This window comes from Polaribacter sp. KT25b (assembly GCF_900105145.1).
Lineage (GTDB): Bacteria > Bacteroidota > Bacteroidia > Flavobacteriales > Flavobacteriaceae > Polaribacter.
Map to the genome: position 1 here is coordinate 1220723 of NZ_LT629752.1, position 14770 is coordinate 1235492.

Annotated in this window: 11 protein-coding genes and 2 pseudogenes; 2 read left to right on the top strand and 11 right to left on the bottom strand. The window is 27.9% G+C overall.

Features of this window, described 5'->3' with window-relative positions; genetic code table 11:
* Positions 1-2 precede the first annotated feature (2 nt).
* Positions 3-1529 carry an ATP-binding protein gene (locus BLT70_RS05140; RefSeq protein WP_091892308.1) on the top strand — a complete coding sequence of 509 codons (1527 nt, stop codon included), beginning with the start codon at positions 3-5 and terminating at the stop codon, positions 1527-1529.
* 44 nt (positions 1530-1573) lie between these two features.
* Here the strand turns inward: BLT70_RS05140 and BLT70_RS05145 are convergent, their stop codons facing one another.
* The 9 genes and pseudogenes from BLT70_RS05145 to BLT70_RS05185 all read right to left on the bottom strand — a co-directional run bounded on the left by BLT70_RS05145 (position 1574) and on the right by BLT70_RS05185 (position 11565).
* Complete coding sequence (locus BLT70_RS05145) at positions 1574-2218, bottom strand: DUF4291 domain-containing protein (protein WP_091892310.1); 645 nt, start codon at positions 2216-2218, stop codon at positions 1574-1576.
* Positions 2219-2243: 25 nt separating this feature from the next.
* Positions 2244-2882 (bottom strand): alpha/beta hydrolase, encoded by a 639-nt coding sequence (locus tag BLT70_RS05150; RefSeq protein WP_091892311.1) that lies wholly within the window; start codon positions 2880-2882, stop codon positions 2244-2246.
* Positions 2883-2898: 16 nt separating this feature from the next.
* Positions 2899-3225, bottom strand: coding sequence for a hypothetical protein (locus BLT70_RS05155; RefSeq protein ID WP_091892313.1), 327 nt, complete (start codon positions 3223-3225; stop codon positions 2899-2901).
* 2 nt (positions 3226-3227) lie between these two features.
* Positions 3228-4487: a dihydroorotase family protein gene (locus BLT70_RS05160; RefSeq protein ID WP_091892315.1), complete on the bottom strand. Its 1260-nt coding sequence runs from the start codon at positions 4485-4487 to the stop codon at positions 3228-3230.
* Positions 4484-6436, bottom strand: a complete 1953-nt coding sequence (locus tag BLT70_RS05165) for a BatA domain-containing protein (RefSeq protein WP_091892317.1) — start codon at positions 6434-6436, stop codon at positions 4484-4486. Before BLT70_RS05165 ends, BLT70_RS05160 begins: the two co-directional genes overlap by 4 nt.
* A gap of 161 nt (positions 6437-6597) precedes the next feature.
* A pseudogene (locus tag BLT70_RS05170) lies at positions 6598-7361 on the bottom strand (TIGR02757 family protein).
* 4 nt (positions 7362-7365) lie between these two features.
* Complete coding sequence (locus tag BLT70_RS05175) at positions 7366-8394, bottom strand: hypothetical protein (RefSeq protein ID WP_091892319.1); 1029 nt, start codon at positions 8392-8394, stop codon at positions 7366-7368.
* Positions 8395-8400: 6 nt separating this feature from the next.
* Positions 8401-9060, bottom strand: coding sequence for an ABC transporter ATP-binding protein (locus BLT70_RS05180; protein ID WP_091892321.1), 660 nt, complete (start codon positions 9058-9060; stop codon positions 8401-8403).
* 81 nt (positions 9061-9141) lie between these two features.
* Complete coding sequence (locus BLT70_RS05185; RefSeq protein ID WP_091892323.1) at positions 9142-11565, bottom strand: DUF5916 domain-containing protein; 2424 nt, start codon at positions 11563-11565, stop codon at positions 9142-9144.
* 294 nt (positions 11566-11859) lie between these two features.
* Between BLT70_RS05185 and sucC the strand changes: the two genes are divergently transcribed.
* Positions 11860-13059: an ADP-forming succinate--CoA ligase subunit beta gene (gene sucC / locus BLT70_RS05190; protein ID WP_091892325.1), complete on the top strand. Its 1200-nt coding sequence runs from the start codon at positions 11860-11862 to the stop codon at positions 13057-13059.
* A 452-nt stretch (positions 13060-13511) separates the two neighbouring features.
* On the opposite strand, the pseudogene BLT70_RS05195 reads toward sucC, so the two are convergent.
* A pseudogene (locus BLT70_RS05195) lies at positions 13512-13754 on the bottom strand (alpha/beta fold hydrolase); the annotation flags it as partial.
* A gap of 203 nt (positions 13755-13957) precedes the next feature.
* The gene (proC, locus tag BLT70_RS05200; protein ID WP_091892328.1) at positions 13958-14764 is read right to left on the bottom strand and encodes a pyrroline-5-carboxylate reductase; all 807 of its coding nucleotides are present in this window, start codon (positions 14762-14764) and stop codon (positions 13958-13960) included.
* Positions 14765-14770: the final 6 nt, after the last annotated feature.

The window sequence follows — 14770 nt, forward strand, 5'->3', positions numbered from 1 at the left end:
AATTGGCAATCTCAAAAATTGAACATTTTTTTATTGAATTAAGAACAAATCATATTGGTATTCTTACAGATATTATTTCTGGAAAATTTGCTATTAATGAATTTGAAGTAAACCAATCTATATATTCAGGATGTCCGTTTTTAGAAGGTACATTAGAAGCACTTATAATTAATGATCCTTTTTTAATTGAAGGTATGATTATCGTTTCTGATGAAAAAGAATATAATGTTGATGTTGAGTTGTTGAAGACCGAAAAAGAGGTTTCTGTGTTAGTGCACAATAGAACAAATGTTTACAAATATGCAGCACAATTAAATCAAAATAGAAATGATCTTTTTTTCTTAAAAAGAGAGTTGCACGAAAAAAATATTGAATTAGATAGATTAAGAAAAATAGCAGATAAAGCCAATGAAGAGAAGTCTCGCTTTTTAGCGATGATGAGTCATGAGGTAAGAAATCCTTTAAATGTTATTCTTGGTTATACAGAGTTAATTAATGAAGAAGAAGTTTCTAAAAATGTAAAAGAACATTTAAAATATTTAACAATTTCTGGTAAAAATTTAAAAGTAATTGTTGATGATATTTTAGATTTATCAAGAGTAGAAGCAGGTAAATTACAATTAAGTAATACGCCTGTAAATTTAACTTTATTGGTAGAGCAACTTAGAAATAATTATAAAAGTAGTCATAGAGATTTAGATATAAGTTTAGAATTTTCTTGCTCAAAAAAACTACCAAAATTTGTTTTTGGAGATGATGTTAGATTGTTGCAAATACTTACCAATTTAATTAATAATTCTATAAAATTTACCCAAAAAGGAGCAGTTACAACTCAAGTAAATGTAATTTCTTCGGATAAAAAAAATGTAAAAATTTCTTTTAAGGTTACAGATACTGGTAGAGGAATGACCGAAAGCCAAGCAGCAACAGTTTTTGAAGAGTATCAACAAAATGAATTAAATGATAATCGAGTTCATAAAGGTGCGGGGTTAGGTTTGGCAATTGTAAAACGTTTGGTTTCTGCTATGAACGGCACAATTTCTGTAAGTAGTAAAATTGATGTTGGTACAGTTTTTCAAGTCGATATTCCTTTTCAAATTGATGATTCAATAATTGTTAATGAAAATTTAGAAGAGGTTTTAGATAAAAATTATATTAATGGCAGTAAAATTTTAGTTGCTGATGATAACTTTTTAAATAGAACGATTGTGGCTCATATTTTAAATAAGGAGAAGGCTAATTTAACATTGGTAAAAGACGGAATAGAAGCACTGTCTGAGTTGCAAAAAGAAAAATTTAATTTAGTTTTATTAGATATTAATATGCCAAATCTATCTGGAACAAGTTTGGTTAAGCAGAAAGAAACGTATCGAGAATTTAATTCAGAAACTCCTATTTTAGCATTAACAGGTAATAGTTCTGTTGAGGATGTTAAAGGTTATCTTAAAATTGGTTTTAAAGGTGTTATTCCAAAACCATTTACAAGTACTCAATTTGTAGAAATTTTGAATAATAATTTAAAAAATTAGAATAGTTTAATCGTTTATCTTTTTGATTTAATTTATCCTTTTTATTATAGTTTACTTAATTGTAGCTTGTCAATAATATTTTTGTTTTCAATAATAATAGGTTGCTCTTTTATAACATGTAGATTTTCTCGTTTTTTAGAATCTAGTATTGTTTTTTGTTCGTGAGCAAATGCTGTAATATCTTCAATTGAAATTATCCATTCTTTTCCAAATTTCTCAAGTAAATCCCCTTTAATACCAATTTGAATAGCTCGTCTTTCTAACTTTTCTCCATCAGGACCATGATCAGGATCCCATTGTAATCTTACTTTAGATTTTGCTAATTGAGATTTCCAATTTTCTTTTGTTACGTAAATTTCTTCCTTAAAGTCAGAATGAACAGCTTCTTCTAATAAAACTTCAAAATTACTTTTAGAAATTTCTATCGCTAAGATTTTTTGTTGATGTTCTTTTTTTGCCCATCCGGCTCTATACATCATCCAAAGAAAATTAGGCTTTATCCAAGACATTCTAGAAAACTTATAATGGCTACCACCAAATTTTTGATTTTCGATGGCCCATTTTGAGATATTTAGATTAAAAGCTTGGTAAACTATTATATTATTGTTTCTTGTTTGACCAATTATATGTTTTCCTGCTTGTGGAAGTTCTTTCTCGTAAGCTAAATATTTTATAGTTTCTAAATTCATCTTTTATAAAATAAAAAGATATTATTTATAAGTTTTCTTCAATCCAAGTTTTAAAACTATAAAAATTTTGAGGAGCAACTCCATGTCCAACAGGGTATTCTGAGTACACGTTTTCTAAACCTAATTTATCTAAGAAAGGTTTGCTTTTTCTTGCCCATTCTACAGGTATTACTTGGTCTACAGAACCATGAGAAGAATAATATTTGGTAGTAATATCTTTACTAATAGATTTTGGTAACATTTCGGTAACTATAAATCCACTTAAAGCAATTACATTTTGTACTTTATTTGGATATAAAAAACTTATAGCATAACTTAAACTTGCACCTTGGCTAAAACCTAGTAAAAATGTTTTATCAGGATTTGTCTTGTATTTTTCTTTTATTTCATCAATAAAAATAGCAATTTTATCTACAGATTGTTTTGCTTCATCAATATCATAAAATTTACCTTTTGCAGAATCCATATTAATAGAAAACCAAGCGTAACCTCCATACCCCATTTCATAAGGCGCTTGTGCACTTATAATTAATAATTCGTCTGGTAATTCTTCAGCAAAAGAAAATAAATCTTCTTTATTGCTTCCGTAACCATGTAATAAAATTAATAATGGTGGATTTTCTGTTTTTATTTTTGGTTCTCTTGAAATGTAATCTAAGCTCATAGTTAATTTTGGTAATTTATATGTTTTGAAACCAAGTTTGAAATTGTTGACCAACAAAAGGCACTAGTTTTTCTTCGCCTTTTAAAACGCCAATAAAACCAATAACCCAAAGTACAACAATAAATAAGAACACCACATAACCTACGGTATTTCCTAAAAAATCATAAATAATATATTTGTTAATCATTGATAGTAGAAAAATTCCTATCATTTGTCTGATGTGAAAACTTGTAAATGAATTCTTTTTATTACTATTCATAAAAAAAGCAATAATGGTACCTAAAATAGTAAAATAACTAATAATTGCAGCTGTTTTACCTTCTTTTACAGTATAGTTTTCCATTGTTATTTATTTAATGTTAATTGATTATTGGCAAAAATACCATATACTTCTCCTTTTAGTTTTTTGTTGATAAAAGCACTGTTTTTAGAAGTTGATAAAATGTTTTTGTGAGTAAAAATAGTTTCAGTTTCTGGATTGAAAAGTGTAATATCTGCAATATTTCCTTCTTGAATTGAATGGTTTTCAATTCCGAAAATTGTTTTTGGTTTTGTTGTAAAACAGTTGATTAAATCTTCTAAATCTAAAATTGAATTTACAGCCCCAAATGCAGATTCTAATCCAATAGTACCTTCTTTTGCTTCGCTAAATTCTACTTTTTTATGTTCAATATCTATTGGGTTGTGGTCAGAAGTAATGATGTCAATCACTCCTGTTTCAACACCTTTTTGTAAAGCTTTTACGTCGTCTTTTGTTCTTAAAGGTGGGTTTGTTTTAAAGTTACTGTCAAAGCTGTGTAATTCATAATCTGTTAAAGTTAAATGATGTACAGATGCACTACAAGTTACTTTTAAACCTTTCTTTTTTGCTTCTTTTATTAAGTTCATCGATTTAGCTGTAGAAATTGTTGGAATGTGTAATTTTCCTCCAGTATATTCTAGTAAAAATAAATCTCTTGCAATTTGAATATGTTCAGCTAAAGCAGGATTTCCTTTAAGTCCTAATTTTGTGCTGTTAATTCCTTCATTTGCAATTCCGTCTCCAGCAATTGAATTATTTTTAGGAAAACTTAAAACCAAACCATCAAAATTTTGCGCGTATAAAAGTGCAATTTTCATCAAATTATCATTCTCAATTGGTTTGTTGTAATCTCCAAAAGCAATCGCTCCAGATTGTTGCATGTCGTACATTTCAGAAATTTCTACACCTTTACTTTCTTTTGTTAAAGCAGCAATAGGATACAATTTTGTAGGTGAATTAAAAGCTTTACTGATTAAAAATTCAACATCAGATTTAGAATCAATTACAGGATCTGTGTTTGCATTAACAGCAATTGATGTAAACCCGCTTTTTGCTGCAACCTGTAAACCATGTTTTATGGTTTCTCTTTCTTCAAAACCAGGTTCTCCAAGTGAAACACTTGTATCAAACCAGCCAGAAGAAACATGCAAGTTTTCAAGATCTATAACAGTATAATTATCTTTTTGTGGAATAGAATTGGCTATTTTTTCAAGCTTTCCATCACTAATTAAAATATCCTTTTTTTGGTTGTGATAAGGACTGTTTGCATCTATAATAGTTGCGTTTTTAAGAAGCGTACTCATGGTTTATAGAATTTTAAAATCAAAATTTCTAAAAGCAAAGATACAATTGCCAACGATAAAAACCATTTCCAAAGCCAATGAACTTTATTATTTTTATTCAAATCGTTAAAAACATCAGAAATAGAAGTAGAAAAACTGATTTTGCTGTTATTTTCTTCTAAGGAATTTAAGTTTATAAAATTTAATAAACTTTCTTCTTTAGGAGTATTAAATGCGAGTGTTTGAATCGTGTCTTTTTTTCTTAGGATATAATAAAAACCTGTATTATAAGGTTGCTCTTTAGTGAAAATACTTACTTTGTTTTGAGATGTTTGTTGCTCGGGAATAAATGAGGATTCTAAATTTGAAATGTTTAAAATTTCATCTTTATCTAAACTTGTTTCAATATCAATTTTATTTTCATCGTCTAAATAGTAATATAATTTTGACTGTTGAAAGCTCATTTTTCCAAAATTATAAAAAACGGGCACAATTAAAGGTGAGTTTAGAAAGTTGCTATTGTTCTTATTTATGGCACTAGAAAATAAATAAATTTTGTTGTTATTGGTGTTTTTAATCTGACTTATAAAAGATGAATTATTTTCAAAAGAAACAATTTTACTACTATTTTTTGATACAATAGGGAAGTGACTTTGCGTGTTTGGATATTGAAAATTACTTACTTTATTTTGGAACACATTTTTAAATAATGGATGCTCATAATTTATAGTTGTAATTTTTAAAGTGTCAGAAATTTTGGAAGAAATTTTTGAGCTTGAAATTTTTTCTAGAAAATTATTATAGGTTTTAATTTCAGAATTCTCATTCGGGATGATTACAATATTACCTCCTTTATTACAAAAATCTAAAATGCTTTTTGATAAAGTTTCGGGTATTTTTTCTAGTTCATTTAAGATGATTAATTGTTGTTTTTGAATGGAATTATAATTCACATTTTGCAAAGAAGTTTGAGTGAAATTAAACTCATCTTCTGTGTAGATTTTTGATAAGAAATTAGCCTCATTTCCGATGCTTAAAATGTTTATTTTTTTAGTAGAATTTAAACTAAAATAAAAAGTATTATCAAATGAGAAAGTGTCGCTAAAAGTTGTGTGTATTTTGCCTAAAAAATCAGCTTGATTTTGAATAACAAAAGGTACAATTTCTTTGCTGTCCTTTTTAATAGAGTAGGACTGTTTACTGATTAGTTTTGTGCCGTTAAAAATTGCAATAGGAACGTTGTTTTTTTCTTTCCCTTGATTTTTAATAACTACATTAACAGTAAAATTATTGGTGTTTCTATTACTTATAAAAACGCTGTCTATAGAAATATTATTTTTTGTGCTAGCTTCTAGTTTTATTGCTGAAAAAGTAGGTGTTACATTTGTAAACTTGTAATTGTAATTATTCTGAAAATCAGATATTAATATGTTTTTATGTGAAGTGTTTGTTTTATTTTCTTTGGTGTTGCTTATTTTTAATAAAATATTGCTAAATGCTAATTTTTTTGATGTATTTTTTACTTTTAGTAGCTCATTTTTTAATTCTGAATATGGAATATTTTTGTAAAAATGATCATTTGTTTGCAAAGAATAGATGTCTTTTTTTGAGGCATTTTCTATAATTTCTTGTGCTGATATTTGTAGTAAATTCCCTTTTTCTCCTTCTGTATTTGTACTTAATGAATTGTCTAAATAGATGAAGGTATGTTGATCTTGAGTTGTGTTTTTTTGACTTAAATAGGGTTGCGAAAAAGCAAAAATTATCGCTGAAAATAAAAGTAATCTTGCACATAAAATTAACCACTTTTTTATGCGAGAACTCTTACGTGTTTCTTGTACTAATTTTTGTAAAAAAGCAACATTTGTAAATGGCACTTTTACAAACTTTTGTAGTTGAAAAAGATGCACCAAAATAGGGATAATTAGTAATGCTAAAAAGTATAATACTTCTGGGTTTTTAAATTGCATTTATGGTATTTCTATTTGATTCAAAAATAGGGAATTTTTATAGAATTAACTTTGTAAATAGGTGTCTAATCTTTAGAAATTTTTAATTAAATTTTCAAATAAAAATTTTAAAAAGCATTATTTTTTGTCTAGTTTTTTTACTTTTGGAAATTAAATTTTCCCTAAAATTTCTCAAAAACTCCTAATCCAAATAAAGCAAAATCATATTTTACAGGATCTTTTTTGTCTAATTTTCGTAAGTTTTTATCTAATTCAGAAAGTGCTTTCCAATCGTTTTGTGTTCTTAAAGCAGTTTTAATTTTCTTGCCACATTGCCAGAATGTACATCTAAAGGACAAGATAAATTTGCTGGATTGTGAGATTGCCAAATTCCAAAATCTACACCAGTTTTGTCGTCTCTAACCATCCATCGTAAAAACATATTTATACGTTTCGCAGCCGAATTTTTTAATGGGTCAGAAACATGTTTTTGAGTTCTTTGTTGATGCTCAATCTCAAAAAAGATGTTTTTAAATTGATGAATTGCTGTTTGGTAATTAGTAGAATTGTCTTTAATTGAAAGTGTATTTTCTAATCAGCCATGATTTTGGTAAATGTTTTGTAGTGATTTTATAAACTGTTTAAAATCGATATAATTAAAAGTTCTATGTACAAAATTTTGAAATGCTTCTAAATCTTTTTCTTTATGGTTTAAAACAAAATCATGAGGTGAATTGTCTAGCAATTCCATCATTTTAAAGGCGTTTTTAATAATCATTGTTCTATTTCCCCAGGAAATTGTAGCCGTTAAAAATGCAGCGATTTCAATGTCTTCTTTTTTAGAAAATTGATGTGGAATTTGAATTGGATCAGACTCAATAAATTTAGGATTATTGTATAAAATTACTTTTTCATCTAAAAATTCTTTGAGTTCTGATTTTTTCATTTTTCTATAGTTTGATTCCGAATTTAAAACCTAATGAATAATTTAAGAAGGATTTTTTATCATAACTTTTAAATTCTCTAAAATCAAATAAAGATAAAGAATCAGAAAAATTAATATGATGGATAGACTTATTATATTCTAGATTTATATGGTTAAATTTTTTAATTCTTATTCCAAACCCTGAATAAAAATCAAAATAGAATCTTTCTCCCAAAGGAACCAAAAGACCATATTTTAAATTAATAATTGTTACATCTTTTTTCGTGCCAAAATCATCTGTAATGTAATTCTCTATGTCAGAATTATTTATTTCTGTATAATCTATGTAATCATTATACTGACTCTTAATTTTACGAAACTCTAGAGATACATATTCGTTTAAATGTACATTGTTTGTTAAGTTTATAACGTTGTAGAGTTTTGTTTCAAATCGATATGTAAATGCATTGTCTTTTAAGTATGAAGTATGTTCATAGCTTGATGTTGCATTTTTGATTTTATACCCAAATTCTGCACTTAAACTAATATTATTTTTAATAAAGTATTCAGTACCTAATGTAAACATTGGTATAGAAAACAAGTCTAAAAATTGTAGAGGAGAGGTGTAAAGAAGAAAACTATTTTTAGGTAAAACAGTTACTTTTTTATTACTTAATAGTATTTTATTCGAAATTGTATCTGTAATAAAATGTAAATTATGTCTATAAGTAAAACGTTTGTTATTTGTTAAGTCTACAAGTATTCCAATTCCATAATTATTTAATACATTAAGAGCAAATAGACTTGATAATTTTCGATTAAAATAAAAATCTTGACTTAAACTATCTTTTAAAACTATAATTTTTAAAGGCTTTTTAGAGCGATTAGGGTATATAATTATTTCTTTTTTATTGATAGATATAGTGTCTTTTTCAAATACAATTTTACTCTCTTTATCTGCAGAAATTTTGACTACAGTTTTCTTTCCATTTAAGATTGTTGCACAAGAGGTGAGTGTAATAATTATAAGTAAAAAGAGAGTGAGTTTCTTCAAATTGTATTAAATTATTTTACCATCAATCATTGTTAGTTTTCTATCTGCCATGTTTGCTAATTCTTCATTATGAGTTACTAATACGAAGGTTTGGCCAAATTCATCGCGTAATTTAAAAAATAATTCATGTAAGTTTTTAGCAGATTCACTGTCAAGGTTTCCACTAGGTTCATCAGCCAAAATAACAGAAGGGTTGTTTATCAATGCTCTTGCAACGGCAACTCTTTGTTGTTCTCCACCAGAAAGTTCATTGGGTTTATGATGAATTCTGTGTGATAATCCTAAAAATTCTAAAAGCTCTTTTGCTCTCGTTTCTGCTTCTTTTTTAGATTTTTTTCCGATAAATGCAGGAATACAAACGTTTTCTAAGGCAGAAAATTCTGGTAATAATTGATGAAATTGAAAGATAAAACCAATTTGATTGTTTCTAAAATTTGACAATTCTTTATCAGAAAGATCTTTTAGAGAAATATTATTGATAGATAATTCGAAATCTTGTTCTTTTAAAGGTTTATCTAAAGTACCTAAAATTTGTAGCAAAGTTGTTTTTCCTGCTCCAGAAGGACCAACAATAGCTACAATTTCACCTTTTTTAATGTGTAAATCCAGTCCTTTTAAAACCTGAACTTCGCCATAATATTTATGGATATTTTTTGTAGTAATCATAAGAAATTTATCTGGCACTAAAGTATAAAAAAACGGATATACTTTGTAAAGTATATCCGTTTATATTATAATTATTGTGTATTAAAAGATATTTTTTATTTTATTATAATCTATAAAATACACAAATCTTACAGAAAAAGTATGACTTTGAGATTGATCAAACAAATTGTCTAAGTTGTCTTTAAAATTTAAATTAGAATTTGTATCAGAATTAAAAATTGAATTTCTATAAAACGCAATTAACTGACTTCCTGGTGCAAATTGCCAGATGTAATTTAAGTCTAAATTCCAGCTATTAAAGTTTACGTTATCGCCTGTGTATGAGTTGTTAATATCTAATTCTCCATCGCTGTTTAAATTGTAATAATTATTATATTTAGCAGAACTCCAATAATGTCTAAAACTTAAAGATAATGAAGATTTAGTGCTAAAACTGTAACTACCAGAAATGGTATTTGTGTAGCTTTTACGATCTCTCATACCAAAAATAATGTTGGTATCAACTTTATCCACATATCCTTGGTCGCTATTAGTTTTGTTAAAATTTAAATTATATCTTAAAGAAAGCTGATTTGTAAATCGATATCTAGGAGCAAAACTAAAACCATACCCAGTTTTTGGATTGTTACTGTAACCTGTGTAGTAACCGTCTACATTTAATTCAAGTTTCTTTTGAGAATTTGTAGAAATATAGAAATTTACATTTTTATTTTCTGGTTGTAAAAAATAGATTCCGCTTGTAGAGCCTTGTCTTGGTTCAAAAAAATCTTTTTCTTCTGTTCCGTAATTTAAATTTGCACCATAAGAAAAACGACTTTTAGTTTGTGCATCATAACCAAAACCAGCATTATAGCCAGTGTAAGTTCCAGAATAATGCTGAAAATTTAATTGCTGATAAAAATTGAAATATGTATAGTTAAATCTTTTTGTTGATTGTAAAGTTCGCCAACCAGCACTATTATAAATTGTTTGTTGATTGTTGCTAAAAAGTATTCCAAAATCATTAGGATTAAAATCTTTGTTTTCAAAATTGTAACCAATTTCCCAATTCCAATGTCCAGAATTATATCCAAAGCTATTATCAAAAGTATAACCAGTATTTGGATTGTAAATATCATCAGAAATGTTACTCATTCTTACAGATCCATCTGCATTGTATTTACTGTCTTTTGTTTCTAAATGCCAATCTAATGCCGTAACATTGGCGTCTCTAAAACCTCCGTCTCGAGTAACATTTGTATTTATAAGAGAAATAGTTGAATTTTGATTAAATTGTTGATCTAATACTAAAATGTTATAATTTGTAAAAGGATTAATAACTTCTTCTCTAGTTTCTCCTGTAGAATTATTTTTGATGGTTGCATTTGTGGTTTCTGTAATTGCATTAAAAAAACCAATTCCTAATCCGCCTTTTGTTCTTCCAGAAATTTTAACGGCATTCAACATATTTACTTTGCCTGGGTAATCGATTATTTCTTCATCTGCAGCTAAAGATTCAGAAACATTAAATTGATCTATTGGTGAGCCACCAATTCTTCTAGAATAAAAAAGATTACCAATGGAAAAAAGTTCTGTTCCTTCTGTAAAAAATTGTCTTTGTTCTGTAAATTGTTGTTCAAACGGACCTAAATTTAGTTCAACATCATCAAAACCTACTTGACTAAAATCAGGAATTAAAGTTGCGTCTAGTGTAAAATTATCTGTTAAACCGTATTTAATGTCCATTCCAACACTCCAGTCAGAATCTGTTTTTCCTTCATAAGATGTTGTAGTTGCAGATGCATATGGATAGAAATTTAATCTTGTTGGTGGTTTAATGTCTTTAAAATCTTCAATTAAACCATCATATTGTGTCCATCTTCCAACCGAATTGTCAATATGCGTCCAAGTATGTTGTGCATTTAGTTTTTCAAGTCTTCTGTGAAAGTTAAATCCCCAAGATTGTATAGGTCTATTTGCAAAACGCAAAGCACGGTAAGGAATTTTCATTTCAACATTCCAGCCTTTATCATCTGTAGAAACAGCACTTTCCCAAACTGCACTCCAGTTAAAATCTTCATTTCCGTTAGATACTTTTGCGTCACCTTGATTTCCTGTAACTTGAACTAAAAATTCAAAAGGATTTTGACCATCGTCATTTGGGTTTATTGTTACCAATAAGAAATCTGCAATGCTAAAATTATCTCTTACTGCAAATTCTTTAGGAATTCCTGCTGGATCTGGGTCATTCATTTGACCAGAAATATAAATTGCATCATCATCATACATAACTTTTACAACTGTTTGATATTCGTCAGAAACAATTTTTCCATTATCTGGTCTTAATTCTACAAAGTCTGTCATTATTTCTGCATTTTTCCATGCATCATCATTTAAAATTCCATCTATTTTAGGAGTTTTAGTGACTCTTGTAGCTTTAATTTTTTTTCTATTTTGATTGTTTTGTGCCGATATTTTAATTGAAAATGCAGCAACTAAGACTAGTAATACTAACTTTTTTATCATTTTGTTTTGGTTGATTGTTAGTGTAAAAACAAATTCTTGAAATTTATTATATTACTTTTAAAAATCAAAAAATAATGTATCTACATAGGTAAAGACACTTCAAAATTTAAAGTGTTACAGATTGGGTATGTTAATTATTTCTTAAAAAGATTTTTTTTACAAAACATAAGTATTTTTAATCCTATAATAATTAAGGAAAGCGCAACATGTTTTGTGTTTCTAATTATTTTATTAAATAATGTATAACTTTTGCCTTTGAATTTGTATTTTTGAGCGTTTTTAAATGGGATACAGATGAATTTACATGAATATCAAGGAAAAGAAATTTTAAGCAGCTTTGGCGTTAGAATTCAAAGAGGAATTGTAGCAAGTAATGCTAAAGAAGCTGTAGAAGCAGCAAAACAGTTAACCGAAGAAACAGGAACAGGTTGGCACGTTGTTAAAGCTCAAGTTCATGCAGGTGGACGAGGAAAAGGAGGAGGAGTTAAGTTGGCAAAAAACTTAGCAGATGTAGAAAGAATCTCTGATGAGATTATTGGTATGATGTTAATTACACCACAAACTTCTGCTGAAGGTAAAAAAGTAAACCAAGTTTTAATTTGTGAGGATGTATATTATCCTGGAGCTTCTGAGCCAGATGAATATTATATATCTGTACTTTTAAACAGAGCAACTGGTAAAAATATGATTATGTATTCTACAGAAGGTGGAATGGATATTGAAACTGTTGCAGAAGAAACTCCGCATTTAATTTTTACAGAAGAAATTGATCCTTTATTAGGTATCATGCCTTTTCAAGCGCGTAAAATAGCTTTTAACTTAGGTTTATCTGGTGCAGCTTTTAAAGAAATGACAAAATTTGTTACTAATTTATATAGAGCTTACATTGGTTCAGACTCTTCTATGTTTGAAATTAATCCTGTGTTAAAAACTTCTGATGATAAAATTATGGCAGTTGATGCTAAAGTTTCTTTAGATGAAAATGCATTATTTAGACATAAAGATTATGCAGCAATGCGCGATTTACGTGAAGAAAACCCAATTGAAGTTGAAGCAAAAGCTGCTGGTTTAAACTATGTAGATTTAGACGGTAATGTTGGTTGTATGGTTAATGGTGCTGGTTTAGCAATGGGTACTATGGATTTAATTAAAGAATCTGGAGGAGAACCTGCTAACTTTTTAGATGTTGGTGGTACTGCTGATGCTGCAAGAGTTGAAACTGCTTTTGGAATTATTTTAAAAGACCCAGCTGTAAAAGCAATTTTAGTAAATATTTTTGGAGGTATTGTACGTTGCGATAGAGTTGCACAAGGTGTTGTGGATGCCTACGTAAGTATGGGAGACAAAATTAATGTGCCAATTATTTGTAGATTACAAGGTACAAATGCTAAAGAGGCAAAAGAATTAATTGATAATTCTGGTATGGAAATTATTTCTGCTACAGAATTTCAAGAAGCTGCAGATAAAGTACAAGAGGTTTTAGAAGCTTCTTAATTTTTAGTTTATTATGTATAGAGAGACGTCTTACTTTGGTAAGGCGTTTTTTTATTTTTTTTATTTCTTGAATTTTATCACCATTAACTTTTAAATTGTTAGCTTAAATGGAAAGTTTTAAGTGTGTTTTAATAGGATGTTAAGTCTTTTACTTCTGTAAAATTTATTTCTTTATTTTGAAAACAAAACTGCTTATAAAAATTGCCAAAGCAATTTATTAATAAATAAGTGTAATCAAGGAATCAATTAAAATATGAGGATAAAATTAATCATAAAAGTTATTTTTTTGAATACTACTATTTTTTATATCAGTAAAAAGCAGTAATTTTTGTACAAAATGTATAAAAATTACTGCTTTTAGGATATCTTTTAAATTGCTACAAAATTACTATTTTGAAAACTCATTTAGTACTAAACTTAGCAATTAAGAAACAGAAATATTAAAATGATATTTATTCTTTAATAAACTTAATTAATGGTTTAATAAAACTATCAAATTTTTCTATGTGAGGTAAATGACCTACATTTTTTAATTCTACTAGTTGTGCATTTAGAATTTCTTTTTGAGTTCGTTTCCCTAACTCATTATAAAGTCCCATGGTCTTTCTAACTTCATCAGAAACAAGTGGCTTGCCAAGTGCTGTTCTATCTCTTGTACCAATAATTAAAAGTGTTGGTGCGGTAATATTTTTAAATCCAAAGAAGAAACATTATACGGATATTGATAGTTAGATAATTGAAGGTCTAACCATTGTAAATTATCGGTTTGTGCCATTGTGCATTGAAACACACATAAAACGGTTAGTATACTTACTAGCTTATTTTCTAAATGTTATAATTTAAATTATAAATTAACTTTATTGTTGATTAGAAAATATAATATAGAATAAAATTATTGCTAGTTTTCTTTACCAAGTTCTATGGCTCTGTTAAACGCTGCAAAAGCGGCTTCTTTAATTAATTCATTTACATTATTATCTTGCATAGAATCTAAAGCAGCACGAGTTGTACCACCTTTAGATGCTACTTTTTCCATCCAAGAATTTGGTGATAAATTAGATTGATTAAAAAGTTCTACAGCACCAATAAAAGTTTGACTTACGAGAACAGTAGAATCATTTTTAGAAAAGCCCATTTTTAACGCAGCTTCCATCATACTTTGCATAAAGTAAAAAACATAAGCTGGTCCGCTTCCAGAAATACCTGTAGAAGCATCAATTAATTTCTCGTTGCTTACTTCCATAGATTTTCCTGTAGTATCTAACAAGCTTTCTACTGTTAGCTTTTCTATTCTAGAAACTTCTTCTGATGTTACATAAGAGGTTAGGCCTTTACCAATTTGAGCAGGTAGATTTGGCATTGCTCTAACTATTTTTGTTAAACCAGAATATTTTTTAATGTTCTCAATATGAACACCAGCCATAATAGATACAATTACTTGACCTGGTTTTGTGTATGGTTTTAAGGCTTTAAATAGATTTTCTGCATGATATGGTTTTACCGCAATAAATATAATATCTGCTTTAGGTACGCAGTCTTCTAGTTCTTTAAAAGCATCAAAGTGTGAGATTTCATTTAACGCTTCTTGTTTTTCTACTGAATTATCTAAAACCATGATATTTTTTTTCTTTAATAATCTTGATTTAGACATTCCTTGGGCATATGTTAACCCCATATTTCCTGCGCCAATTACTAGTATTTTCATTTTTTT

Coding starts and splice junctions, on each gene's coding strand:
- sucC (WP_091892325.1), top strand. CDS start 11,860: ATGAATTTACATGAATATCAAGGAAAAGAAATTTTAAGCAGCTTTGGC.
- BLT70_RS05160 (WP_091892315.1), bottom strand. CDS start 4,487: ATGAGTACGCTTCTTAAAAACGCAACTATTATAGATGCAAACAGTCCT.
- BLT70_RS05155 (WP_091892313.1), bottom strand. CDS start 3,225: ATGGAAAACTATACTGTAAAAGAAGGTAAAACAGCTGCAATTATTAGT.
- BLT70_RS05150 (WP_091892311.1), bottom strand. CDS start 2,882: ATGAGCTTAGATTACATTTCAAGAGAACCAAAAATAAAAACAGAAAAT.
- proC (WP_091892328.1), bottom strand. CDS start 14,764: ATGAAAATACTAGTAATTGGCGCAGGAAATATGGGGTTAACATATGCC.
- BLT70_RS05145 (WP_091892310.1), bottom strand. CDS start 2,218: ATGAATTTAGAAACTATAAAATATTTAGCTTACGAGAAAGAACTTCCA.
- BLT70_RS05180 (WP_091892321.1), bottom strand. CDS start 9,060: ATGATTACTACAAAAAATATCCATAAATATTATGGCGAAGTTCAGGTT.
- BLT70_RS05185 (WP_091892323.1), bottom strand. CDS start 11,565: ATGATAAAAAAGTTAGTATTACTAGTCTTAGTTGCTGCATTTTCAATT.
- BLT70_RS05165 (WP_091892317.1), bottom strand. CDS start 6,436: ATGCAATTTAAAAACCCAGAAGTATTATACTTTTTAGCATTACTAATT.